Origin of the sequence: Arthrobacter sp. Bi26 (assembly GCF_918697925.1) — a bacterium.
Taxonomy (GTDB): Bacteria; Actinomycetota; Actinomycetes; order Actinomycetales; family Micrococcaceae; genus Arthrobacter.
On the sequence record NZ_CAKKMF010000015.1, the window covers coordinates 25311 to 47897 of the forward strand.

Here is a 22587-nt window from a genome sequence, read left to right on the forward strand (position 1 = left end):
AGCACGGTGCCAGCAAAACACGGTGCTGGAAAACAAGGTGCTCAGGAAAGCGGCTGGATTCCAGGTGGTGCGGGCGCCCGCGGGTGAGAAGACTCACCCTTGCGATGGCGCACTCAGCGGAAGGCGTTTACCTGCGTCGCTACAGAGTCGCTACAAGACGGGACAAGACCCGTGCCGGCTACTTGGAGATCAAGATCATGTTTTTTAGCCTAGCAGACGCCAACGCTCCCTCCCGGTTTCCCATTGGGCCGGGCCGCCAACTAATCTGGCCCATTATGGAGTCTGCACACTATTTCAGCGCCCAGCCGGCCGGGCCCTTCACCCGCAAACCGCTCACCGTGGATCTTGCCGGTGAGACGCGCCGGCTGCAGACGTCCTCAGGGATCTTCAGCCCGGACGGGATCGACAAGGGAACGGCCGTGCTGCTCGCCGACGTCCCGGCTCCGGCGCCGCAGGGCAACCTGCTGGATATCGGCTGCGGCTGGGGGCCGATCGCCCTGACCATGGCCCTGCGGGCGCCGCACGCACACGTCTACGCAGTGGACGTGAACGAACGCTGCGTGACCCTCACCAACGAAAACGCCGGGCTGTTGGGGCTGAGCAACGTCACCGCCAGCACGCCGGACGCCGTGGACCCCGAAGTGCGCTTTGACACGATCTGGTCCAACCCGCCGATCCGGATCGGCAAGGATGAGCTTCATGCCCTCCTGCGCCTGTGGATTCCCAGGCTGGCACCCGGTGGATCGGCCTGGCTCGTGGTCCAGAAGAACCTCGGTTCGGACTCGCTGCAGCGCTGGCTGGCGGCTGAGCTCGACTCCAGCTTCAACGTGACCCGGGAGAGCACGTCGAAGTCATTCCGGATCCTTCGGGTCAGGAAAGCGTCCCGCTAGCGACGATCACGGCCGGGCCGCTGAGTTCGACGTGTTCGTGCCCCTCCGGGCCCAGGAAGAATTTCACGCCGACGACGCCGCCGGGAACGTGGACGTTCCACGCGTCCGGTGCGCCCTGGCCGGCCCAGTGGCGAATCGCGACGGCGGCGGCGCAGGCGCCGGTGCCGCATGACTGGGTCTCCCCCACTCCCCGCTCGTGGACACGCATGGTGATGGTGCCGGTGCCGTCGTGGACCAGCGGTTCGGACGGTACAACGAATTCGACGTTGGTGCCGTGCGGCGGAGTCGGGTCCACCCGGGGGGCCGTGAACAACTGTGTGGCCTCGAGTTCGGCCGTTTCGGCCAGGGCCACCACTGTGTGCGGGTTGCCCATGCTGACGGAAAGGGCCGGACGTGCGACTTCGAGCCCCTCGGCGCTGACGAGCGAATCCATGGCCCGTGCGGTCGCCTCGCCCGGGAAAATGAACTCCCAGGGGCCCATGTCCACGGCGTAGCCCGCAGCGGTCCGGACGATTGTCTTGGCCCCGCCCCGGGTTCCAATGACGAGGGACTCGCCGGCGGGAAGGTCCACGAGGCCTTCGGCGATGAGGAAGTGCACGAAGACGCGGACTCCGTTGCCGCACATCTCGGACAGCGAACCGTCGCCGTTGCGGTAGTCCATGAACCACTCGGCGTCCGGGTGCGCGGTCAACAGTTCCTGCCCCTCGGGCAGGAGCCTGGAAGGTACGGCGCGGATCAGGCCGTCGCCGCCGATGCCGCGGTGCCGGTCGCAGAGCGCCGCGACGTGCTCTGGGCTGAGCGAGAGTGTGCCGTTGGGGTCGGCGATCAGGACAAAATCATTGCCCGTTCCGTGGCCTTTGGAAAACTTCAGACCGCTGAGGGGTGCGGTATCGCCGGCAGTACGGTCAGCGGCTACGGCTTGGGATTCGTCCATGGTCCAAGGTTACCGTTCCGCCCTGACCGCTCCGGCACCGAGACCCGAACGCTACGCCGGCGGCAGGACGGGCGTCGCCCGGCACAGTGCGGCGGCCTCGGCCACCAGGTCAGGATCGTGCCAGCCCAGCCAGGTGACCCGGGGATCCGCGCGGAACCAGGTCAGCTGGCGGCGCGCGAACTGCCGGGTGGCGATGATTGTTTCGTCCACGGCCCGCTCCAGGCTGGAGTCACCGTCGAGGACCCTGAGGAACTGGGCATAGCCGAGGGCTCGTGGCGCGGTCTTGCCGTTGCGCAGGCCTGCGGCGTCCAGCCGGCGGACTTCGTCCAGCAGCCCCTGGTCCACCATCGCGTGGACGCGGCGGGCCAGGCGCTCCCGGAGCAGTTCCCGGTCAACGTCGAGGCCGATCTGGATGGCAGGCTGGAAGTACTCGCGGTCCGGCATGAAGGAGCTGAACGGGCGGCCGGTGAGTTCGAAGACCTCCAGGGCGCGGATGATTCTGCGGTCGTCGCCCAGCCTGCCCGCAGACACGGGGTCCACGGCCTCCAGACGTTCCCGCAGCGGCGCGGGTCCCGCCGTGGCCAGTTCCATCTCGAGCCGGCGTCGGATGTCCGGATCCGTGCCGGGGAATTCCAGAACATCGAGCGCGGCGCGGACGTACAGTCCCGAGCCGCCGGCCAGGATGGCCCGTTTTCCCCGGCCGTGGATGTCGTCGATTAAGGCACGGGCCTGCTGTTGGAAGTCCGAGACGGACGCTTCCTCGGTCACGTCCAGAATGTCCAGGAGGTGATGGGGCACGCCCCGGCGTTCGGCGTCGGTGATCTTGGCGGTGCCGATATCCATGCCACGGTAGAACTGCATCGAGTCGGCGTTGATGACTTCCCCGTCGAGCTCGAGGGCAAGGGCGACGGCCAGGTCTGATTTGCCGGAGCCCGTGGGGCCGACGACGGCGATCACCGGCGGCGCAGCCGGCCGTGCAGCCTGTTGCGGCGCCGTGGCCTCCGCGGTGGCCGCCGCGGTGGCCTGGGTGGTGCCCTGCGGGCCCGGCACGGCGCTAACGGCCGCGGACCGGGAGGCTGGGCATGCCCAGCGACACGCCGGAGGTACCCTTCGCGCTGGCCGGAGCCGGGGCGCCGCAGGAATCGGCTTGGGAACGGTCCCAGGCGTCACCGGCACGGGACCGGCGCAGGCTGTAGTCCTCCGCCGAGGCAGGATCGGAGATGAGGTGGAACGCCGCCGCCTCCGTGATGGTGACCGTCACCAGGTCGCCGGGCCGGGGCACCTCGGCGCCGTCGGGCACGGAGAAGTGCACCAGCCGCTGGTCCTGGGACCGGCCGGAGAGCCGGTGGGTTTCCTGAGCCTTACGGCCCGACTGGGCTGTCACCATGACCTCGACGCGGCGGCCAAGCTGCCGGGCGTTTTCCTCTGCGGCAATGCGGTCCTGCAGGGCCGTGAGGCGCTCAAAGCGTTCCTGGACCACGGCCTTGGGCAGCTGGTCCGGGAGGTCCGCGGCAGGTGTGCCTGGCCGCTTGGAGTACTGGAAGGTGAAGGCGGTGGCGAACCGGGACTTCTCCACGACATCGAGCGTGGCCTGGAAGTCCTCCTCCGTCTCGCCGGGGAACCCGACGATGATGTCCGTGGAGATGGCGGCGTGCGGGATCTTCTCGCGGACCTTGTCCAGGATGCCGAGGAACTTGGTGGAGCGGTAGGACCGCTTCATATCCTTGAGGACCTTGTCCGAGCCGGACTGCAGGGGCATGTGCAGCTGCGGCATGACGTTGGGGGTCTCGGCCATGGCGTCGATTACGTCGTCGGTAAAGGCGGCCGGGTGCGGACTGGTGAAACGGACGCGCTCCAGGCCCGGGATGTCACCGCACGCGCGCAGGAGCTTGGAGAAGGCCTGCCGGTCGCCGAATTCGACGCCGTAGGAATTCACGTTTTGGCCCAGCAGTGTCACTTCGATGGCGCCGTCGTCCACGAGCGCCTGGATTTCGGCCAGGATCTCACCGGGGCGACGGTCCTTTTCCTTGCCCCGCAGCGCCGGGACGATGCAGAAGGTGCACGTGTTGTTGCAGCCTACGGAGATCGATACCCAGCCCGAATAGACGGAGTCCCGCTTGGTGGGGAGAGTCGAGGGAAAGACATCCAGCGATTCGAGGATCTCCAGCTGGGCCTCGTTGTTGTGGCGGGCCCGGTCCAGCAGCGCCGGCAGGGCACCGACGTTGTGGGTCCCGAACACGGCGTCCACCCATGGCGCCTTCTTGAGGATGGTCTCCCGGTCCTTCTGGGCGAGACATCCGCCGACGGCGATCTGCATTCCCGGGTTGGCTGCCTTGACCGGGGCGAGGATGCCGAGGTTGCCGTACAGCTTGTTGTCGGCATTCTCCCGGACCGCGCAGGTGTTGAAGACCACGACGTCGGCCAGCTCGCCGGCGGACGGAACGTAGCCTGCGGCTTCGAGCATGCCGGCCATCCGCTCGGAATCGTGCACGTTCATCTGGCAGCCGAAGGTGCGCACCTGGTAAGTGCGGGGCTGGGCCGGTCCGGAACTTTCCGTTGCGGCAGCCGGGTCTGCATCGAATGTCGCAGGCGCCGCTGGCGGCACTGCCGGAGGCGTTGTTGGAGAAGTCGTGCTGGCCGCTGGGGAAGGAATGGTAAAACTCACTTGTTAAGGGTAACGGGTAAGGGGCGGTGGCCAGGCCTGCGCAGACCCCGGACCGGTGGCCCTAATCCCCGCCCCTGGCACGGGCGGTAACGGCGTCGAGCACCTCGCCCACAATCCGGAAGGCAAGCGAAGGCTGGTATCCCTTGCGGGCGAGCATCGACGCGAGGCGGCGCGTGATCTTGTCGCGCTCCGCACGGTCCTCACCGCCGGTGAATCCCCGCAGTTTGCGCTCCACGAGCTCACGGGCCGCCGATTCTTCGTCGGCGTCGCTGAGCTGATCCAGCGCGCCGGCGGCAATCTCCGGGTCGATGCCCTTGTCCGCCAGTTCGCGCCGCAAGGCCCCCTTGGCGAGCTTGCGCGTTTGGGACCTGCTGCGGACCCACATGTCGGCAAACTCGGCGTCGTCAACCAGCCGTACTTCCTCGAAGCGGTCCAGCACGGCCTCGGCGACGTCCTCGGGAACGTTGCGCTCGGCCAGCTTGCGCGAGAGCTGCAGCCGGCTCTTGGGCGAATTCGTCAGCTGCCGCAGCACGATGGCGCGAGCGACCGCTGCGGGGTCCGCGTCCGGATCCAGTTCCGCAGACGGTGCATTTGAGCCGGACGACCTGCGGAACCCACGGGAACCGTGGGAATCGGCATGCGGGTCGGCAGCGCCGTCCGGGTCAGGGTTCCTCTGACGGAACCCTGACCCACGGTTCGCTCCTGCGTTAGAAGCCGTCAACGGCCTTCAGCTTCGGCGACTCTTCGGTTTCGGCCGGGGCCTTCACGCCGACGCCGAGCTTTTCCTTGATCAGGCGTTCGAGTTCGGCCGCCAGCTCCGGGTTGTCGCGCAGGAAGCGGCGGGAGTTCTCCATGCCCTGGCCCAGCTGGTCGCCGTCGTAGGTGAACCAGGAGCCCGACTTCTTGATCAGGCCGTGCTCAACGCCCATGTCGATAATGCCGCCCTCGCGGGAAATGCCCTGGCCGTAAATGATGTCGAACTCGGCGATCTTGAAGGGCGGGGCCATCTTGTTCTTGACGATTTTGGCCTTGGTGCGGTTACCGACTGAATCCGCGCCCTCTTTCAGGGTCTGGATCCGGCGGACGTCGATGCGGATGGAGGCGTAGAACTTCAGCGCCTTACCACCGGTGGTGGTTTCCGGGGAGCCGAAGAAGACACCGATCTTTTCGCGCAGCTGGTTGATGAAGATGGCCGTGGTTTTCGTCTGGCTCAGGCGGCCGGTGATTTTCCGGAGGGCCTGGCTCATCAGGCGGGCCTGCAGGCCCACGTGGCTGTCTCCCATGTCGCCTTCGATTTCCGCGCGGGGAACGAGGGCGGCCACCGAGTCAATGACGATGACATCAAGGGAACCGGAACCGATGAGCATGTCCATGATTTCCAGTGCCTGCTCGCCGGTGTCCGGCTGGGAGACCAGAAGCGCGTCGGTGTCGACGCCCAGCTTCGCGGCGTATTCCGGATCGAGGGCGTGTTCGGCGTCGATGAAGGCGGCGATGCCACCCTGGCGCTGGGCGTTGGCTACCGCGTGCAACGCAACCGTGGTCTTACCGGACGATTCCGGACCGTAAATTTCCACGACGCGGCCGCGGGGCAGGCCGCCAATTCCCAGGGCGACGTCCAATGCGATGGAGCCGGTCGGGATGACTTCGATGGGCGCACGGACTTCATCGCCGAGGCGCATGACCGAGCCTTTGCCGAACTGCTTGTCAATCTGGGCAAGCGCTGCGTCGAGCGCCTTCTGGCGATCCGGGGCTGCGGCCATGATTCACACCTCTAATACTTTCTCGCTGTGGAGTGGCCCTGTGGGCCCTTCGTCTGTCATCACTGACGCTACTGGCACCCTCCGACAAAGTTGTCGAGGCACCCACTTATGTGGAAAACGCTCTGAAAAAAAGCATATCGCTATCCGAACAGATATTCGAACAAGCGGGCGGCGTGTCAGGCGTCGGCCCACGCCAGCGGCGTGTCGGCCGTCAGCGCGGTCCGGTGGTGTCGCGGGGTTTGACGTCCCGGCCCAGGCGGCGCTCCGGCGGGACGTCCTGGACGTCGCACAGGGCAAGCCACACCTGGCGGGGAGGAACGCCGGCACTGAGGGCCTGGTCCGCTGTGCGTCCGCCGACCCCAGCCAGGACCAGCGAGCTGCTCAGGACACGGGAGTACCCGGCCCCGAACTCGTCGTCCATAAGCCGCCAAAAGTCACTGATTCGCACGGGTAAAGTCTCTCACGGCCCAGGACTCTAGAATGGTTGCCATGAGCAACCCAACTGAGTCCGCGGGAGATTCCTCTCCCGGAAACGCCGGCACGGACGCCGCACTGGACGCCGTCGAGAACCAGCTGAGTCTGCTCTGGCGCCGGGGCCGGTCGATTTCCCACCAGCTCTCGCGCCAGGTCCACCCGGACATGGAACCGGCCGCCTACGGGCTGCTCAGCGTGATCCGCAAGCAGGGCCCCATCAGGCTGACTGACCTCGCATCCTGCATCGGCGTCGGCAAGCCTTCGGTGAGCCGGCAGATCGCCTTCCTCGAGGGCCTCGGCCTGGTGTCGAAGGAGGCGGACCCCCTGGACGGCCGGGCGCAGTCCATCCGTCTGACGCCTGAAGGCGAGGAAAGGATGCACCAGGTCCAGGACGCCCGCCGTGAGGTGTTTCGGGAACGTCTGGCAGAGTGGCCGGCCGAGGACCTGCAGGCCCTTGCCATGTATATGGCGAAACTCAATGCCACCTACGAACGCGACGGGTTCCCCCGGGACGAACACATCAAAGGACCCCCGGCCTGAGCCGGAGGTCCTTTTCTTGCGTCTTGGGTGAGTTGGCGTTTAGCGGGCTCCGGAAAGGAGGCCCTTCGCCAGCTCGTCGTTGAGGTCGGAGTTGAGCTCTCGGTCGAGGTCGCGGCCGTAGCGCTGCGCGAACTCCTGGGGGACGGTGTCCGGAACCGCGACGCCCTCGGCGACCGCAACACGGTCGCTGACTTCGCGGAGCATGCTCGAAAGCGGAACATCGAGGGCCGAGCAGATCGAGGACAGCAACTCCGAGGAGGCTTCCTTCTGGCCGCGTTCCACTTCGCTCAGGTAGCCCAGGGAAACACGGGCGCTGTGCGAGACTTCGCGGAGCGTGCGGCCTTGGCGCTGGCGGACATCGCGCAGGACATCACCGATTTCGTGACGAAGTACAACCATCTTGCGCTCCTTCTGTTCGCTCTTGGCCTGATCGGCGAGGCCCACATCCTTCCAGCGGACAACGCCGTTAACGGATACGGGCTGCTTTACCATCTGTATCGCCTTGCTCCTCGTACTGTCGAGTCCGCCGGTGGGGGCGGACTCTGCTGATGACTTCATCCTAGGCGCCTCCCTTATTTGGAAGCGACACAATGTAACAACTATTCGGAATCAACTTTTGTTCCCGGCAACTTTACGCCCGGTAGCCTTCGGAAGATAGGGCCTCCAGCAGACGTTCCAGGGCGGCACCGCAAGCGAGTGCGCGGATCTCGGCGCGACTGCCTTCAAACGAATAGGGGTACGACGTCGATCCCCCCGCTGTGGCGATGCCGATGAAGACCGTGCCCACCGCTTTGCCGTCGTGCGGTTCGGGCCCGGCCACGCCCGTGGTGGACACACCGATATCGGCGCCGCAGATGCGGCGCGCACCGTCGGCCATGGCCGCGGCGACTTGGCCGTCCACGGAGCCGACGGCGTCGAGCAGTTCGCCGGGGACGCCCAGGACGTCGGCCTTGACCTTGTTGGCATAGGACACCACACCGCCCTGCAGCATCCCGGAGGCGCCGGGCGTGTCGGCCAGCACGGCGGTGACCATCCCGGCGGTGAGGGATTCGGCGGTGGCGGCAGTCATGCCGCGGCCGAGGGCGCCGGTGACGGCCTGTTCCGCCAGGCGGTGCAGGTTCGGGTGCAGGTTGGGATGACTGGGCTCCGGATAGTTCATTGCTCGTTTTCCCTTACCCGTTCTTTCTCTGCCCTGATGCCGGCGGCCCGCAGCTTGAGGGCCTCAATGACGTATTCGCCCCCGGTCCACAGTGTGATGGCCAGTGCAGCCATCATCACGACGAACGCCACAACGCTCAGCCACGGGGCCATGGATGCCAGCGGAAGGACGTACAGGAAGATGGCCACTGTCTGCACCACCGTCTTAAGCTTCCCGCCGCGCGAGGCCGGAATGACGCCGTAGCGGATAACGAAGAACCGGAGCGCGGTGATGCCCCACTCCCGGACCAGGATCAGGATGGTGACCCACCACGGCAGTTCCTGGAGCAGCGAGAGCATGACCAGCGCGGAGCCGATCAGGAGCTTGTCGGCGATCGGGTCGGCAATCTTGCCAAAGTCGGTGACGAGGCCGCGGGAGCGGGCGATGTCGCCGTCGAGCTTGTCCGTGTAGATGGCCACGGCGAAAACGAAGGCGGCGGCCCAGCGCCAGACGCCGTTCTGCGCCTGCAGTCCCGGGGCGTCGAGGATGAGGAACCAGACGAAGACCGGCACCAGCACAATCCGCAGCATCGTGAGGATATTCGGCAGGTTCCAGATCCGCGAGGCGGATCCGGCGTTGGCTTCGGCGCTATTCACCTTCCTAGGCTACCGTCTCTGCACCCTACCGGCCGGTGAGCGACCAGGCGTCCTCTGAACCGTCCTCGTCATTGGAGCCGCCGTCGGCGCCGTCGTGGTAGTCGATCGCCTGGGTGCGGTTCTCCAGGTCAGCCGCCACGAGGTCCTCCGCGTAGCCACCCTGGCCGATGTTCGCGTTGGCGTTATCGCTCAGGGCCGCGGTCTGCGAGTCAGCGGCCACCGGGCCGTCCTGGCCCTTCATCGCGGCCAGCACGGCGGCGAGGTCGTCCGGCTTGACCAGCACGTCGCGCGCCTTGGAACCCTCGGAGGGTCCCACCACTCCCCTGGACTCGAGCAGGTCCATGAGGCGCCCGGCCTTCGCGAAGCCGACCCGGAGCTTGCGCTGCAGCATCGATGTGGAACCGAACTGGGTGGTGACCACGAGCTCGGTGGCCTGGAGCAGGACCTCGAGGTCGTCCCCGATGTCGTCGTCGATCTGCTTCTTCTGCGCCTCGGGAGCGACGTCGTCGCGGTAGACGGCCTTGAGCTGGCCCTTGACGTGCTCGACCACCTTGTGGATCTCGGACTCGGTGACCCAGGCGCCCTGGACGCGCATCGCCTTCGAGGCTCCCATCGGCAGGAAGAGGGCATCGCCCTGGCCGATGAGTTTTTCGGCGCCCGGCTGGTCCAGGACCACCCGGGAGTCGGTGACGGAGGAGGTCGCGAAGGCCATGCGGGAGGGCACGTTCGCCTTGATCAGGCCGGTCACGACGTCCACTGACGGGCGCTGGGTGGCCAGGACCAGGTGGATGCCGGCCGCGCGGGCCAGCTGGGTGATGCGGACAATCGAGTCCTCGACGTCGCGCGGGGCCACCATCATGAGGTCAGCGAGTTCGTCCACGATCACCAGCAGGTACGGGTACGGCTTGATGACGCGCTTGGAATCGACCGGCGGGTGGACCTTGCCGGCCCGGACGGCCTTGTTGAAGTCGTCAATGTGCTTGAAGCCGTAGTTGGCGAGGTCGTCATAGCGGGCGTCCATTTCCCGGACCACCCACTGCAGGGCCTCGGCGGCCTTTTTCGGGTTGGTGATGATCGGCGTGATGAGGTGCGGGACCCCTTCGTAGGCCGTAAGTTCCACGCGCTTCGGGTCCACCATGACCATGCGGACCTCGTCCGGGGTGGCCCGCATCAGGATCGAGGTGATCATCGAGTTCACGAACGAGGACTTGCCGGCTCCGGTGGCACCTGCGACGAGCAAGTGCGGCATCTTGGCCAGGTTGGCCACGACGTACCCGCCCTCGACGTCCTTGCCGACGCCCATGACCATGGGGTGGTCGGTGCGGCGGGCGTTCTGGCTGCGGAGCACGTCGCCCAGGGACACGGTTTCGCGGTCTGTGTTGGGGATTTCGATGCCGATGGCGGACTTGCCCGGGATGGGGCTGAGGATGCGCACATCCGAGCTGGCGACCGCATAGGAGATGTTCTTGGACAGGGCGGTGACCCGCTCCACCTTGGTGCCCGGGGACAGTTCGATTTCGTAGCGGGTCACGGTCGGGCCGCGGCTGAAGCCGGTGACCTGGGCTTCCACGTTGAACTGGTTGAGGGTCTCGGTGAGCGAGGCGACAATCGCGTCGTTGGCCTCGGTGCGTTCCTTGGGGATGGAACCGGGCGTGAGCACGTCCGACGCCGGCAGGGTGTAGGTGACGTCGCCGGCCAGGGAGAGCTGTTCGGTGCGCTGCGGAATCGGGGTGGGCAGCGGTGCCGGCGCCACCGGGTTGGAGGGGACCTTCGCGGCGGCCGCGGCGGCGGTGGGATTGAGCGATCCTGCGGCCACCATCCCCGGAGTGACCAGGGGGATGGCCTCGGTGGCGTTCTCGCCAATGGACCCTGCGGTGCCGAGGCCCTGGGCGGCCTTGATCTTTTCGACGGCGATCTCGGCCTGGGTGGGACGGCGCACACCGGGCGCGACACCGGCGCCCGCCTTGGCGCCCTTCGCCCCCTTGGCAGAAGGCGCCTCGCCGGCTGCTTCCTCATCTGCGATGACCGCCCGCTCGAACGCTTCGTCGCCGACGTAGCCTTCCAGGCCGGACTCGTCGTCGTGGTCCTTGCCGAAGAGGCGCTTGCGCTTCTTCTTGGCCGGTGCCGGGGCGTCGTTCTCGTACAGGTAGCTGCGGTCGTGGCGGTCGCCGGCGTCGTCGTCCTGCAGGTCGATGCCCATCAGGTGCTCGTAGGCGTCCCGCAGGCGGCCGGGGATGGCGCCGAAGGGGGTCGCGGTGACGATCAGCAGCGAAGTGAAGGCCAGCAGGCCATACACCGCGACCGGGACTGCGGTGTGCAGGGCAGCGAGCGGGGCGGCGGCGAGGTAACCGAGCATGCCGCCGGCCCTGCGCAAGCCGTCGAAGCCGTCGGCGACCGTCGGCTGGCCGCCGATGATGTGGGCCAGGCCGGATCCGGCGAACGTCATGATGAGGAAGCCGATGCCGATCCTGTTGTTGCCGCGGCCGTCGTCGGGCTGGCGGAACAGGCGGAAGGCGCACACGAACAGCATGAGCGGCAGCAGCAGGGACATCCAGCCGAAAGTGCCGTTGACGATCGCAAAGATGGCATCGGGCAACCAGCCCTGGAACCCCCACCACGCGAAGGTGGCAACGAAGACTCCCAAGGCCAGGTTGAACAGGGCGGCACCGTCGCGGCGGTCCTCGGGAGCGAGGTCGCTGACGTCGTGGCCGACGCGCCTGATGCCGGCGCCGATCACGTGGGCGATGCCCAGCCATGCACCGGCCAACACCCGGACAACCCAGGGCTGGTGCGGCTCTACTACGGCCAACTGCCGGGTCCGCGCGGTGGCTGCGGTTCTACCTGCGGTGCCCCGCGGCCGGGCGGATTTGGATGCGGCGGGACTGGACCCCCGGCCGGGAGAACTGCCTGATTTGCCGCTTGAGTTTCCTCTAGGCGCGGAAGAAGTACGAGTCGCCATACCCGCCACGGTACCGGATGCCGGGCCGAAAACCCCGAATTTCCGGGGCATCCTGGATCATGTTGCCGCCGGCCGCAACGGAAAAACGGCCTCCCCGGCCTCCCGCGGCGCTCACGCTGCGGGTTGGCCGGGAAGGCCGTTCACCAGGCATGCGCCCGGTAGGTGTGAAGGATCTACGCCCGGTGAACCAACTGAGGCTTACGCCTCAAGGACCACCGGGATGATCATGGGCTTGCGGCGCAGCTTGCGGTTGACCCACGTGCCTACGACCCGGCGGACGACCTGCTGCAGCTGGTGCGTCGTGTGGTCCGTGCGGTTCAGTACGGCCTCTTCGAGGGCCTCGTTGATCTTGGGGATGATCTCGTCGAAGACGGAGTCGTCCTCCGCCACGCCGCGGGCGTGGATCTCCGGCCCGGACACCACCTTGCCGGTGGCACGGTGGATGACGGTGATGATGGAGATGAAACCCTCGTCGCCCAGAGTCTGGCGGTCCTTGAGGTCCGCTTCCGTGACTTCGCCGACGCTGGAGCCGTCGACGTAGACGAATCCGACCTCGACCTGGCCCACGATGTCGGCCTGGTGATCGCGAAGGTCGATCACGGTGCCGTTGTCCGCGAGCAGGATGCTTTCCTCCGGCACGCCGGATTCGAGGGCGATCTTGCCGTTGGCGATGAGGTGGCGGGTTTCGCCGTGCACCGGCATGGCGTTGAGCGGCTCAAGGATGTTGTAGCAGTACAGCAGCTCGCCGGCGGCGGCGTGGCCGGAGACGTGCACCTTGGCGTTGCCCTTGTGGATGACGTCGGCGCCGAGCTTCAGCAGGCCGTTGATGATGCGGAACACGGCGTTTTCGTTGCCCGGAATCAGGCTCGAGGCAAGGATGACGGTGTCGCCCTCGCCGACGACGACGCGGTGGTCGCCGTTGGCCATGCGGGACAGGGCCGCCATCGGCTCACCCTGGGAGCCGGTGGACATCAGCACGACCCGGTTGTCCGGCAGGTTGTCGATGTTCTTGATGTCGACCAGGATTCCGGCCGGCACCTCCAGGTAGCCCAGTTTCGCGGCGATGGCCATGTTCCGGACCATGGAGCGGCCCACAAAAGCAACCTTGCGGTTGTGGTTGGCGGCGGCGTCGAGGACCTGCTGGACGCGGTGCACATGGGAGGAGAAGGAGGCGACGATGATGCGCTTGGAGGCCTGCCCGAACAGCCGGTCCAGGGTGGGTCCGATTTCCTTCTCGGCGGTGGTGAAGCCCGGGACGTCGGCGTTGGTCGAATCCGACATGAACAGGTCCACGCCCTCTTCGCCCAGCTTGGCGAAGTGCCGGAGGTCGGTGATGCGGCCATCCAGCGGCAGCTGGTCCATCTTGAAGTCACCGGTGTGCAGGACGGTGCCGCCCGAGGTGCGCAGGAACACGGCCAGGGCGTCCGGGATGGAGTGGTTGACGGCGACGAACTCGCATTCGAAGGGCCCGTACTTCTCGACCTGGCCCTCGACGACAATCTTCGTGTTGGGCTTGATCCGGTGTTCCTGCAGCTTGGCCTCGATGAGGGCCAAAGTGAGCTGTGAACCGACAATGGGAATGTCGGCGCGCAGGCGCAGGAGGTAGGGGACGGCGCCGATGTGGTCTTCGTGACCGTGGGTCAGGACGACGGCGACGATGTCCTGGAGACGGTTCTCGATGTAGGAGAAATCCGGCAGGATCAGGTCGACGCCGGGCTGGGTCTCCTCGGGGAAGAGTACGCCGCAGTCAACGATGAGGAGCTTGCCATCGATCTCGAAGACGGTCATGTTGCGACCGATTTCCCCGAGTCCGCCGAGCGGAACGATCCGCAGGGTGTTCTTCGGGAGGCGGGGCGGCGTGGTCAGGCCGGGAAGGGCGGTTTGGGTCATAGTGCACTACTTTCCAGGCGGAGGCCGGGCTGGTTCTTAACGATCAGGAGTGGCTCCGGATCAGGAAAAGACCATGCCCGCTTCCGCCAAATCCTCGCGGATGGTTGCGATCTCGGCCTCGCCCGGCTCCACGAGGGGCAAACGGACAACCGAGTTGGGCAGGACTCCCTGCCACTTAAGAACCTGCTTGGCAGCGACAGCACCCTGAATGTGGGTCATCACTGCGCGGACCACGGGGTCCAGTTCGAAATGTATGGTGCGGGCGGTAGCAAAATCGCCTGCAAGTGCGGCATCGATCAGTGCACGGAATTGCCGCGTCGCGACGTGCGCGGAGACGCTGACCAGCCCGACGGCGCCGGCGGCCATCCACGGCAGCGTGAGGCCGTCATCGCCGGAGTAGACATCAAGATCGGTGTTGGCCAGAACGCGCGTGACCGCGGCGAAATCTGCCTTCGCATCTTTGAGGGCAACGATCTTGGGGTGGTCGGCGAGCCGGATCATGGTCTCGGGCAGGATGGGCACGCCGGCGCGGCCGGGGATGTCGTAGACCATGACGGGGAGGTCGGCGGCGTCGGCCACGGCCTCGACGTGCGCCTGAATGCCGGCCTGGCTTGGCTTGTTGTAATACGGCGTGACGATCAGCTGGCCGTGTGCTCCGGCCTTGGCGGCGCGCTTGGCCATCTCGATCGAGTGCGAGGTGTGGTTGGTTCCAGTTCCGGCGATGACTTTGGCGCGGTCGCCGACGGCCTCGACGATGACGCGGAAGAGCTTCTCTTTTTCGTCGTCTTCCAGCGTGGAGGTCTCCCCCGTGGTGCCGGAGATAACGAGGGCATCATTGCCGTCGTCGACGAGCTTGCTCGCCAGTTCCGCCGACTGCCGGTAGTCGACCTCACCGTCCGTTGTGAATGGCGTGACCATGGCAGTCACGAGGGTCCCGAACGTGTAAGAGCGAATATCAGAGTCAGCCATATGAAAAACGTTACCTTGTCCGCGGCATGTTAGGACAATGGCGATGGTGTGACGAACGTCAAAGTCGCCGGCCCACACGTCACGTTTAGGCCCTCCGGCCGGAGTCAGTGCCGCCGAAACCGCGCCAGGACGCTGTACTGGAGGCTCGCGGTCAACACCTCGGTGCCGGTGCCGGCCGCCTGCCGGAACGGAAGCCCGTCAGGGCCCCAAAAGCCGCTCAGACCGCAGGAGGCTCCGAGCGGCGTGGCGCCTGCCAGGTTCGCCAGGACGGAGAACATCCGGTTGTCCATGGCGCGGGCGCCAAGGTGCAGCCCCAGCCTGTGGTCTTCTCCGGCAGTATAGAGAGCCGAGACGGCATAGATGTCCGCACCGGCTTCCGCGGCCCATTCCGCGTGGCCGGGGCGGTCGGCGTCGAAACAGATTGCCAAGGCGACCTTCCAGCCGTCGATCTCAAGGACGGCGGGGTGGCTGCCGGCCACGAAGAGACCTTGCTCCGGACCGTGCAGGTGCGTCTTAAAACTGGTCTCGATGGTGCCTCCAGGGTGGACTGCGAGGGAAGCCAACCGCGGCGTGCCGTCCTCCTCCTGGAACGCGGCTCCGACCACGGCGGTTATTCCGGTGCGCCGGCAGATTTCCCGGATGCCGTCCAGCCTCCCGTCTGCAGCACTCAGCCACTCCCCCGGCCCCTCCAGCAGGTCCAGCCGGTAACCCGTCAGTGAGAGCTCGGGAAAGATTACCAGCCGGGCTCCGTGCGACTCGGCGTCTTCGATCAGCCGGATGTGTTCGGGCACGTTGGCGGCAATGCCGCCCTCCAGGGCCTCGTATTGGACGGCGGACAGCGTCAGCGCAGTAATCGAGCCAGTGGTCACCCTGCCATCCTAAGCACCTCCTCTTTCGATGATCAGCCCTTGCCCCTCAGGTCCCGCCGGCGGCCAGGACGGCAGGTCATACAGGCGGCCTGGATGGCAGTAAGGTGGACGCGGCGGCGCCGCCGGAGGGTGCCGATGATGCCGAGCAGTAACGCCCGACGGCGGTTTCCCGAAGTTCCTCCGCCCAAGCGGCAAGGCGCTGGGCCGCCCGCACGTAGTGGAACAACTCTGTTGGAGTGAGGGCGTCGATGTCGGTCTCGGCCAGCCGGCGGGCAAGCTCCGCTCCCGGCGGTTGCACAGCCAACGCCGTGCCTTCCCTGCCCCACTGAACGTCCTCGGCCGGCTCGCCGGCGACCAAGCGCCGGAAGAGGAAGTCCACGACGCCGGGGCTCATAGCTTTGAGGACACCGGCCCCCGACTCACCACCGCAGGTCCGTCCGCCGGGCGGGGTGCTGGCCCGATCAGGGCCTGACGGGCGAGGGCCCGAAGGGCCGGGGCCCGGAAATTGTCGGCCTGTAACTTCCCGGCCTAGGAAATCTGGGCCTGTGAATTCTCGGTCCCCAAATTCCGGGTTCAGGAAGGCAGACTCTGAGGCGTTGTTCATGCGCCCATCGTATTCGAACATATATTCGAATACAAGACCCTTTCGTAGAAGGGCTGGAGCTGTGGTCCGGCCGAACATGAGACGATCAGATGATGACCGCGCGCGGAACGACCACTGCTTCCCGGACAGTCAAGGGCCCCTCCTCCGGCGCCCGGCTGGCCGGCATTGACGCCGCACGCGGGCTGGCGTTGCTGGCCATGATGGCCACGCACGTGCTGGCGACCTTTGAGTCGGACCCGCAGCTCACGCCCACCTGGATCGGGCTTGCGTTTTCCGGACGGGCAGCCGCACTGTTCGCGGTGCTGGCCGGAGTCGGCCTCGCCTTGTCCACCGGGAAGCAGCAGCCGCTCCAGGGCCCCGAGCTTTGGGCGGCCCGCCGGGGCATCGCCCTACGGGCGCTCGTGATCGGCGCCGTCGGGCTCTCCCTGGGCGGGCTGGAAGTCAACATCGCCATAATTTTGGTGCACTATGCCCTCCTGTTCGTGTGCGTACTGCCCTTCATCGGGCTCGGGGTGAGACGCCTGATCGCACTCGCGGCCCTCTGGATCCTGGCACCCCCTGTCCTGGCCTACCTGCTGCGGCCCTGGCTGCTGTCCGCCGATCCGCCCCTGCGGCTGGGGCATAACCCCAGCTGGGAGGACCTGCCCACACCGGCAAGACTGCTTGGCGACCTCTTCCTCACGGGCTACTACCCTGTCCTGCAGTGGATCGCCTATCTCCTCGTGGGGCTGGTGATCGGCCGGATGGCGCTGTCCAAAGCAGCCGTGCCGTTCCTGCTGCTGGCCGCCGGAACCGCGGTGGCCGTCATTTCCAAGTGGCTGGGGATAGTCATGATGGAGGACTGGGGCGGCAGGCAGGCGCTCGAGGCGCAGATTGGCGATCCCGCCTACCCGCTGGAGAGCCTGCTGCAGGTCAACCTTGCCGGCGTCGAACAGTCAGGCTCAGCGTGGTGGCTGGCCACCAGTGCACCGCACGCCGGCACCACACTGGATTTGTTGCACACCTCGGGGACAGCTGCCGCCGTGATCGGCGTGTGTCTTCTGCTGGGCCGGCTGGGCAACTGGCTGGAACTCGATCTGCTGCTCCCGCTGCGCGGAGCCGGGGCCATGACGTTGAGCCTCTACACAGCTCATCTGTGCATCATGGCGGCCCTGCACGATCAGCCGCTGCTGCCCGGCTGGACCGTGGAGGGTGTGTACTGGGCGCAGGCCGTGGGGGTGCTGGTGACTGGCGCGGTCTTCGCGTCACTGGCGTGGCGCGGGCCGCTGGAGTGGGTGACCCATGCGGCCAACCAGGTGGGCAGCTACCGGCCGGCCCTGGCCCGCCAGCCGACGCGCTTGCGCTAAATTCGGCTAGGGCTTCTGCACTCCGGCGCGGAACATCCGTACGGCGTCGCGCATCGAAGCGCGGGCCCGCTTGCGGTCTCCGGCGGCATCGTAGGCACAGCTGAGCCGGAACCAGGAACGCCAGTCCTCGGGGGCGGCTTCGGCCTCGGCGCGGTACTTCTCAAATTCGAGGTCGGCGGCTTCGCGGATGATCCGGCCGGCGGGCGTGCGGGGCAGAGTGTCCTCCGGCAGGCCACCCTCGGCTTCGAGGATCTTCGCCAACCTCTCGGTGCGGGCGCCAAACAGCAGCTCCCGGATCAGTGCCCAGGCGCCGATGACCGGCAGCACCAGGTAAGCGACGCCGATCGCCTTCGCTACGAGGCTGGGGTCCGACATCAGGAGCACGGAACGCTGAAGTGACACCACCAGGTAGAACACAAGCAGCAGGGTGACGGCCCCCACCCAGATCTTGGTGCGGTTGGCTTTCAGGGCTGTCAAGGCGGCGGACATCGGACTCAGTGTCCCAGGTCCAGGTAGCCGTCGAGTCCCACCGTGAGACCGGGGTGTGCGGCGACGTTGCGGATCCCCAGCAGCACTCCGGGCATGAAGGAGGCGCGGTCGAAGGAGTCGTGGCGGATGGTCAGCTGCTCCCCCGGCCCGCCCATCAGGACCTCCTGATGCGCGACCAGGCCGCTGAGCCGGACACTGTGGACGCGGACACCGTCGACGTCGCTGCCGCGGGCGCCATCGAGCTCCGTGGCGGTGGCGTCCGGGCTGGAAGGCACGCCAGCGGCCGCGCGCTCGGCCGAGATCAGCTGCGCCGTGCGCACAGCCGTGCCGGAGGGGGCATCCACCTTGTCAGGGTGGTGCAGTTCAATGATTTCAACGGACTCGAAGTACTTGGAAGCCTTGGCGGCGAAGGCGGAGGCCAGGACCGAGCCGAGGGCGAAGTTGGGGGCGATGAGCACGCCGACGCCGGGCCGGGCGGCGAGGAGCTCCTCCAGCCCCGCGAGCCGGTCGGCATCCCAGCCGGTGGTGCCCACCACGGCGTGCATGCCGTGTTCGACGGCGAACCGGACGTTCGCCTCGGTGCTATTGGGGACAGTCAGGTCCACCACGATCTGTGCGCCGGAGCTGACAAGCGTGTCGAGGGAGTCGTTGCGGCCAAGGGCCGCGACGAGGGTCAGGTCCGCGGCGGCCTCGATGGCCTTCACGGCCTCTGCACCCATGCGCCCGTTGGCGCCCAGCACGGCGACTGAGAGTTGTTCGGTCATGCCATCAACCCTACCGCCGGGGCCGCTGCGTTCCGGAACCGGCGGCCTTGGGTTACAAGCCCGCCGACCTGACGGTTCACACCATCCCCACACTTGTCAGGCTGGATTGACGTGCCCGACGTGTCAATCTAAACTGACAGGCATGGAGACTGACGACCTGTCCGCGCATATTCATTCACTTGACCCCGCCGTGGGTCTACGGGCGGTCGGCGCCCTTCATCGCCTGGCAGAACAGGTCGAGGCAGCGCAGGTAAGAGCTGCTCGAGAACAGGGTTGGACCTGGGAGCAGATCGGGGACGCGCTGGGCGTCTCGCGGCAGTCCGTCCACGCAAAATACCGAGAGTGAGATCAACGATGTTCGAACGATTTGCCGGCGACACCCGAAAGATCGTTGGCTTTGCCATGGAAGAGGCCCGCTACAGCGGCGACAAGCGGCTGGGCACTGATCATCTGCTGCTGGGGGCGCTTCACGATCCCGGTCCGGCCGGCATTCTTGGGGTCACACTCGATCAGGCAAGGGCAGCTGCAGCGGCGCTTGACCGCACGGCACTCGCGTCAATCGGAATAGATGCCCAAGGCTTTGAACCCGTCACTATGCCCGGCCGGGGAAAAAAGCCGCCCTTCAGCTCCGGTGCCCGGTCCGTGATGGAAGGCATGCTTCGGTACACCATTGACCAGAAGTCACGACAGATCACCACCGCGAATCTTCTGCTGTCGCTGCTGGACCGCGACGAACATGACCCTGCGGCTGCGCTCCTCAATGAACTGGGGGTGGGCCGGGCCGAGGCCCGGCGCAGGGTCCTTTCCTCCTGATTGCGAGCTAACTTGCTGCCGGTCACCACCCTCGGCTGAGCGGGAACCCCCACCGCGCGCTTACTCCCCCGCGCCGACCCATTCCACCGTGCCGTCGGCGAAAAACTGTTCTTTCCAGATCGGCACTTGGGCCTTGATCCGGTCCACGAGTTCGGCACAGACCTCGAAGGCCTGGCCGCGGTGGGCTGCGGAGACGGCGCAGACCAGGGCCGGATCGCCGATCTCCAGCATGCCGATCCTGTGGGCCGCCCAGATCCGCACCGGCTGGTGCCGCCGTTCGTCGGCGCCGGCGGCACCGGCAGCCGGGGATCCGTCGAGCGCCTGGTTGCCGGCCGGGACCGAGTGCTCCGCCACGAGCGCGGCGACGACGTCAGCCATCACTTGGTGCGCCGTCGGGTGGGCGCTGTAGCTGAGCCGGGAAACCTGCTTGCCGCCGTCGTGGTTGCGGACGACGCCGCTGAAGCTGACCACCGCCCCTGCGGTGTCCGACTCGACCGCCGCGATGGCCTGCTCCACGGAAATCGGCTCGGCACTCAGCACGGCGTGCACGATTTCAAATCCAGTTTCAGTGCCCATGACTGCCTTCCAGCTGGTCGCAAAGATGTCCAAGAATGGGATCGAGCACGCCCAGGCCGTCCATCACGCCCTTCGGCGATCCGGGGAGGTTCACGATGAACGTCTGTCCGGCCGCGCCCGCGTGGCCCCGGCTGAGCATGGCCATCGGCGTCTTGGCCGCCCCGGCGCTGCGGATGCCTTCCATGATGCCGGGGATTTCCCGGTCCAGCAGGGGCAGGGTCTGCTCAGGTGTTGCGTCAGTGGGGCTCAGTCCTGTGCCGCCGCTGGTGATGATGACGGCCGGCTGCTGGCTCAGCAGGGCGCGGAGCGCGGCCCCCACCGGCGCCCCGTCAGGCACCACCATGGCAGGAAACGGCTCAAAGCCGTGTTCGGTAAGCCAATCGATGATCACAGGACCCGTGAGGTCCTCATAGACACCGGCGGCCGCCCGGGTGGAGGCGATCACGACGCCGGCCTTCCGGCCGGTGGCTTCGCCGTGGCGGTGCGGTTCGGGCATGTTCATAGGGTCCAGTCCCCGCTCTTGCCGCCGCTTTTGGCGAGCACTTTGATATCGGTCAGGACCGCGTGCTTGTCCACGGCCTTGATCATGTCGTACACGCTCAGTGCCGCGACCGACGCCGCGGTCAGCGCTTCCATCTCGACCCCGGTGACGCCGCGGGTCTTGACCGTGGCAAACACCGTCACGGAGTCGGTGTCGAGCTCAAAGTCAACGGTGACCTTGGCGATGGGCAGCGGGTGGCACAGCGGGATCAGGTCCGGCGTCTTCTTGGCCGCCATAATCCCGGCGATGCGGGCAACGGCCAGGGCGTCGCCCTTCGGGAGCTCGCCGCCGCCGAGGAGGGCAAGGACCTCGGCCGTGCTGCGGACAGTCGCGGTGGCCGTGGCCTCCCGCGTGGACTCTGCCTTGTTGGACACATCCACCATCTGGGCAGTGCCGTCGTGGCGGAGGTGGGTCAGGCGGGTGATATCCGACGTGGGGTGGTCCGCTGGTGCGGCATCCGCTTCAGGGTTTTCTGCTTCATTCACAGGATCCATACTTCCACTTCGTCGCCCGCTGCGAGCGCCGCTGTCCCCTCGGGAACATGGACCAGGGCATTGGAACGGGCCAGGGCGTGGACCAGGTGTGAGCCCGCACCGCCCTCCAACCGGACGGTGCCGTCCGGGGCCAGTGTGCCGCGCCGGACCTGGTGCTTGCCCGGCGGGGAGGTCAGCGGTTCGGCGAGGCGCGCGCGGACCGCGGGCCGGAGCGCCGGAGCGCCGAAAAGCTCCGTGAGAACCGGGCGCAGGAACATTTCAAAGGACACGAGGCAGCTCACCGGATTACCGGGGAACCCCAGCACGGGGACACCGTCGAAAGTGCCGATCCCCTGCGGACCGCCGGGCTGCATCGCCACGGCGCCGAACTCGACGTCGTGTCCGGCCATCGCCTGCCGGACCACCTCATAGGCACCTTTGCTGACGCCGCCTGTTGTGACGATCAGGTCCACGGCGGGCACATGCCGGCGCAGCAACGCGGCGAGCTCATCCGGTCGGTCCGTGGAAACCCCGGTCCGTGTGACCTGAAGCCCGGCTTGGCGCATGGAGGACTCGAGCAGGGTGCCGTTGGAGTCAAAGATCTTGCCCGGTCCCAGCGGATTGCCCGGTTCCACGACTTCGTCGCCGGTGGTGACCAGGAGAACCCGCAGGAAGGGACGGACGGGCACATCCGTGTAGCCCAGTGCCGCCAGCAGTCCCAGCTGGCCGGGGCCAAGGAAGGTCCCCGCCCCGAGGGCGAGCTCACCGGAGCGGATGTCGCTGCCGGCACCGCGCACAAACGTTCCGGCAGCCGCGGCGGGCAGGTGGACCGTGGCGGGCTCCCCGGGCGCGGGGAAGGAATCGGGCACGGCCTGCTCAATGGGTACGACGGCGTCGGCCCCGGCCGGCATCATCGCGCCGGTCATGATTGGGGCGGCCGTGCCGGCGGCCAGTTCTGCCGGTGCGGCACCGGCCGGGACGGGCGCGACGACGCGCAGTTCGGTGCCGCCGTGGGGCACGTCGGCGCTGCGGATCGCGAAGCCGTCCATCTGCGAGTTGGCAAAGGGGGGAAGATCCAGCGGCGCCAGGATGTCGGCGGCAAGTCCCCGGCCCAAGGCCTCGAGCAGCGGGAGCCGTTCCACCCGTTCCTCGGTGCGGAGCGGGGCGAGCAGTGCGCGCACCTTGTCCCGGTGCGCTTGAACGCTGACGTGCCTTGTCTCGGTGCGGTGCATGCGTT

Annotated in this window: 25 protein-coding genes; 5 read left to right on the plus strand and 20 right to left on the minus strand. The window is 67.0% G+C overall.

Translation table 11 applies throughout. The features are described 5' to 3' along the window. Positions 1 to 275 precede the first annotated feature (275 nt). Complete coding sequence (locus LQV16_RS05880) at positions 276 to 890, plus strand: methyltransferase (RefSeq protein WP_229992961.1); 615 nt, start codon at positions 276 to 278, stop codon at positions 888 to 890. On the opposite strand, the gene dapF is transcribed toward LQV16_RS05880, so the two are convergent. From dapF to LQV16_RS05910, 6 genes are all read right to left on the minus strand, one after another. Beyond that, a complete protein-coding gene (gene dapF, locus LQV16_RS05885; RefSeq protein WP_229992962.1) occupies positions 871 to 1824 on the minus strand; it encodes a diaminopimelate epimerase in 954 nt (317 codons plus the stop codon). The two genes, LQV16_RS05880 and dapF, sit on opposite strands and share 20 nt — an antisense overlap. Positions 1825 to 1875: 51 nt before the next feature. After that, positions 1876 to 2781: a tRNA (adenosine(37)-N6)-dimethylallyltransferase MiaA gene (gene miaA, locus LQV16_RS05890; protein WP_229993022.1), complete on the minus strand. Its 906-nt coding sequence runs from the start codon at positions 2779 to 2781 to the stop codon at positions 1876 to 1878. A 97-nt stretch (positions 2782 to 2878) separates the two neighbouring features. Then, on the minus strand, positions 2879 to 4342 hold the full coding sequence (miaB, locus tag LQV16_RS05895; RefSeq protein WP_290369336.1) for a tRNA (N6-isopentenyl adenosine(37)-C2)-methylthiotransferase MiaB: 1464 nt from the start codon (positions 4340 to 4342) through the stop codon (positions 2879 to 2881). 208 nt (positions 4343 to 4550) lie between these two features. After that, positions 4551 to 5021 (minus strand): regulatory protein RecX, encoded by a 471-nt coding sequence (locus LQV16_RS05900; protein WP_356815698.1) that lies wholly within the window; start codon positions 5019 to 5021, stop codon positions 4551 to 4553. 175 nt (positions 5022 to 5196) lie between these two features. Further along, positions 5197 to 6249, minus strand: a complete 1053-nt coding sequence (recA, locus tag LQV16_RS05905) for a recombinase RecA (protein WP_018774457.1) — start codon at positions 6247 to 6249, stop codon at positions 5197 to 5199. 211 nt (positions 6250 to 6460) lie between these two features. After that, a complete protein-coding gene (locus tag LQV16_RS05910) occupies positions 6461 to 6697 on the minus strand; it encodes a DUF3046 domain-containing protein (protein ID WP_026266606.1) in 237 nt (78 codons plus the stop codon). Between the two features lie 41 nt (positions 6698 to 6738). Here LQV16_RS05910 and LQV16_RS05915 point away from each other — a divergent pair, with 41 nt between their 5' ends. Further along, complete coding sequence (locus LQV16_RS05915; protein ID WP_229992966.1) at positions 6739 to 7263, plus strand: MarR family transcriptional regulator; 525 nt, start codon at positions 6739 to 6741, stop codon at positions 7261 to 7263. 39 nt (positions 7264 to 7302) lie between these two features. Here the strand turns inward: LQV16_RS05915 and LQV16_RS05920 are convergent, their stop codons facing one another. The 8 genes from LQV16_RS05920 to LQV16_RS05955 form a co-directional block, all read right to left on the minus strand. Beyond that, positions 7303 to 7755 (minus strand): helix-turn-helix transcriptional regulator, encoded by a 453-nt coding sequence (locus LQV16_RS05920; RefSeq protein WP_066434909.1) that lies wholly within the window; start codon positions 7753 to 7755, stop codon positions 7303 to 7305. Positions 7756 to 7894: 139 nt separating this feature from the next. Next, positions 7895 to 8422, minus strand: coding sequence for a CinA family protein (locus LQV16_RS05925; protein ID WP_229992967.1), 528 nt, complete (start codon positions 8420 to 8422; stop codon positions 7895 to 7897). Further along, on the minus strand, positions 8419 to 9057 hold the full coding sequence (gene pgsA, locus LQV16_RS05930) for a CDP-diacylglycerol--glycerol-3-phosphate 3-phosphatidyltransferase (protein WP_290369337.1): 639 nt from the start codon (positions 9055 to 9057) through the stop codon (positions 8419 to 8421). Before pgsA ends, LQV16_RS05925 begins: the two co-directional genes overlap by 4 nt. Before the next feature lie 25 nt (positions 9058 to 9082). Then, on the minus strand, positions 9083 to 12016 hold the full coding sequence (locus tag LQV16_RS05935) for a DNA translocase FtsK (protein ID WP_229992969.1): 2934 nt from the start codon (positions 12014 to 12016) through the stop codon (positions 9083 to 9085). Between the two features lie 198 nt (positions 12017 to 12214). Continuing rightward, positions 12215 to 13906: a ribonuclease J gene (locus LQV16_RS05940; protein ID WP_229992971.1), complete on the minus strand. Its 1692-nt coding sequence runs from the start codon at positions 13904 to 13906 to the stop codon at positions 12215 to 12217. Positions 13907 to 13966: 60 nt separating this feature from the next. Beyond that, entirely contained in the window at positions 13967 to 14875 is a 909-nt protein-coding gene (dapA, locus tag LQV16_RS05945) for a 4-hydroxy-tetrahydrodipicolinate synthase (protein WP_229992972.1), read from the minus strand. A 104-nt stretch (positions 14876 to 14979) separates the two neighbouring features. Then, positions 14980 to 15744, minus strand: a complete 765-nt coding sequence (locus LQV16_RS05950; RefSeq protein ID WP_229992973.1) for a carbon-nitrogen hydrolase family protein — start codon at positions 15742 to 15744, stop codon at positions 14980 to 14982. 76 nt (positions 15745 to 15820) lie between these two features. Next, a complete protein-coding gene (locus LQV16_RS05955; protein ID WP_229992981.1) occupies positions 15821 to 16138 on the minus strand; it encodes a hypothetical protein in 318 nt (105 codons plus the stop codon). 302 nt (positions 16139 to 16440) lie between these two features. Between LQV16_RS05955 and LQV16_RS05960 the strand changes: the two genes are divergently transcribed. Further along, positions 16441 to 17694 carry a heparan-alpha-glucosaminide N-acetyltransferase domain-containing protein gene (locus tag LQV16_RS05960; protein ID WP_229992982.1) on the plus strand — a complete coding sequence of 418 codons (1254 nt, stop codon included), beginning with the start codon at positions 16441 to 16443 and terminating at the stop codon, positions 17692 to 17694. 6 nt (positions 17695 to 17700) lie between these two features. Here the strand turns inward: LQV16_RS05960 and LQV16_RS05965 are convergent, their stop codons facing one another. Both LQV16_RS05965 and dapB read right to left on the minus strand, forming a co-directional pair. Continuing rightward, positions 17701 to 18183, minus strand: coding sequence for a hypothetical protein (locus LQV16_RS05965; RefSeq protein ID WP_229992984.1), 483 nt, complete (start codon positions 18181 to 18183; stop codon positions 17701 to 17703). Positions 18184 to 18188: 5 nt separating this feature from the next. Then, positions 18189 to 18947, minus strand: coding sequence for a 4-hydroxy-tetrahydrodipicolinate reductase (gene dapB, locus LQV16_RS05970; protein ID WP_229992986.1), 759 nt, complete (start codon positions 18945 to 18947; stop codon positions 18189 to 18191). Positions 18948 to 19089: 142 nt separating this feature from the next. Between dapB and LQV16_RS05975 the strand changes: the two genes are divergently transcribed. Together LQV16_RS05975 and LQV16_RS05980 are read left to right on the plus strand one after the other, a co-directional pair. Next, a complete protein-coding gene (locus LQV16_RS05975) occupies positions 19090 to 19293 on the plus strand; it encodes a helix-turn-helix domain-containing protein (RefSeq protein ID WP_090576318.1) in 204 nt (67 codons plus the stop codon). Between the two features lie 8 nt (positions 19294 to 19301). Continuing rightward, a complete protein-coding gene (locus tag LQV16_RS05980) occupies positions 19302 to 19760 on the plus strand; it encodes a Clp protease N-terminal domain-containing protein (RefSeq protein ID WP_229992987.1) in 459 nt (152 codons plus the stop codon). Between the two features lie 60 nt (positions 19761 to 19820). Here LQV16_RS05980 and LQV16_RS05985 read toward each other — a convergent pair whose 3' ends face one another. The 4 genes from LQV16_RS05985 to glp are packed head-to-tail and all read right to left on the minus strand — an operon-like array spanning position 19821 to position 22582. Next, positions 19821 to 20336 (minus strand): molybdenum cofactor biosynthesis protein MoaE, encoded by a 516-nt coding sequence (locus LQV16_RS05985; RefSeq protein ID WP_229992988.1) that lies wholly within the window; start codon positions 20334 to 20336, stop codon positions 19821 to 19823. Further along, the gene (locus tag LQV16_RS05990) at positions 20326 to 20838 is read right to left on the minus strand and encodes a MogA/MoaB family molybdenum cofactor biosynthesis protein (protein ID WP_229992989.1); all 513 of its coding nucleotides are present in this window, start codon (positions 20836 to 20838) and stop codon (positions 20326 to 20328) included. Before LQV16_RS05990 ends, LQV16_RS05985 begins: the two co-directional genes overlap by 11 nt. After that, positions 20835 to 21302: a cyclic pyranopterin monophosphate synthase MoaC gene (moaC, locus tag LQV16_RS05995; protein WP_290369339.1), complete on the minus strand. Its 468-nt coding sequence runs from the start codon at positions 21300 to 21302 to the stop codon at positions 20835 to 20837. The genes LQV16_RS05990 and moaC overlap by 4 nt, the downstream gene beginning before the upstream one ends. A 56-nt stretch (positions 21303 to 21358) precedes the next feature. Then, the gene (gene glp / locus LQV16_RS06000; RefSeq protein WP_229992990.1) at positions 21359 to 22582 is read right to left on the minus strand and encodes a gephyrin-like molybdotransferase Glp; all 1224 of its coding nucleotides are present in this window, start codon (positions 22580 to 22582) and stop codon (positions 21359 to 21361) included. Between the last annotated feature and the right edge of the window lie 5 nt (positions 22583 to 22587).

What these genes read in the sequence shown, in the direction of transcription:
- LQV16_RS05880 (WP_229992961.1), top strand. Translation starts at nt 276, where the DNA reads ATGGAGTCTGCACACTATTTCAGCGCCCAGCCGGCCGGGCCCTTCACC.
- dapF (WP_229992962.1), bottom strand. Translation starts at nt 1,824, where the DNA reads ATGGACGAATCCCAAGCCGTAGCCGCTGACCGTACTGCCGGCGATACC.
- recA (WP_018774457.1), bottom strand. Translation starts at nt 6,249, where the DNA reads ATGGCCGCAGCCCCGGATCGCCAGAAGGCGCTCGACGCAGCGCTTGCC.
- LQV16_RS05915 (WP_229992966.1), top strand. Translation starts at nt 6,739, where the DNA reads ATGAGCAACCCAACTGAGTCCGCGGGAGATTCCTCTCCCGGAAACGCC.
- LQV16_RS05920 (WP_066434909.1), bottom strand. Translation starts at nt 7,755, where the DNA reads ATGGTAAAGCAGCCCGTATCCGTTAACGGCGTTGTCCGCTGGAAGGAT.
- LQV16_RS05925 (WP_229992967.1), bottom strand. Translation starts at nt 8,422, where the DNA reads ATGAACTATCCGGAGCCCAGTCATCCCAACCTGCACCCGAACCTGCAC.
- LQV16_RS05935 (WP_229992969.1), bottom strand. Translation starts at nt 12,016, where the DNA reads ATGGCGACTCGTACTTCTTCCGCGCCTAGAGGAAACTCAAGCGGCAAA.
- LQV16_RS05940 (WP_229992971.1), bottom strand. Translation starts at nt 13,906, where the DNA reads ATGACCCAAACCGCCCTTCCCGGCCTGACCACGCCGCCCCGCCTCCCG.
- dapA (WP_229992972.1), bottom strand. Translation starts at nt 14,875, where the DNA reads ATGGCTGACTCTGATATTCGCTCTTACACGTTCGGGACCCTCGTGACT.
- LQV16_RS05955 (WP_229992981.1), bottom strand. Translation starts at nt 16,138, where the DNA reads ATGAGCCCCGGCGTCGTGGACTTCCTCTTCCGGCGCTTGGTCGCCGGC.
- LQV16_RS05960 (WP_229992982.1), top strand. Translation starts at nt 16,441, where the DNA reads ATGACCGCGCGCGGAACGACCACTGCTTCCCGGACAGTCAAGGGCCCC.
- LQV16_RS05965 (WP_229992984.1), bottom strand. Translation starts at nt 18,183, where the DNA reads ATGTCCGCCGCCTTGACAGCCCTGAAAGCCAACCGCACCAAGATCTGG.
- dapB (WP_229992986.1), bottom strand. Translation starts at nt 18,947, where the DNA reads ATGACCGAACAACTCTCAGTCGCCGTGCTGGGCGCCAACGGGCGCATG.
- LQV16_RS05975 (WP_090576318.1), top strand. Translation starts at nt 19,090, where the DNA reads ATGGAGACTGACGACCTGTCCGCGCATATTCATTCACTTGACCCCGCC.
- LQV16_RS05980 (WP_229992987.1), top strand. Translation starts at nt 19,302, where the DNA reads ATGTTCGAACGATTTGCCGGCGACACCCGAAAGATCGTTGGCTTTGCC.
- LQV16_RS05985 (WP_229992988.1), bottom strand. Translation starts at nt 20,336, where the DNA reads ATGGGCACTGAAACTGGATTTGAAATCGTGCACGCCGTGCTGAGTGCC.
- LQV16_RS05990 (WP_229992989.1), bottom strand. Translation starts at nt 20,838, where the DNA reads ATGAACATGCCCGAACCGCACCGCCACGGCGAAGCCACCGGCCGGAAG.
- glp (WP_229992990.1), bottom strand. Translation starts at nt 22,582, where the DNA reads ATGCACCGCACCGAGACAAGGCACGTCAGCGTTCAAGCGCACCGGGAC.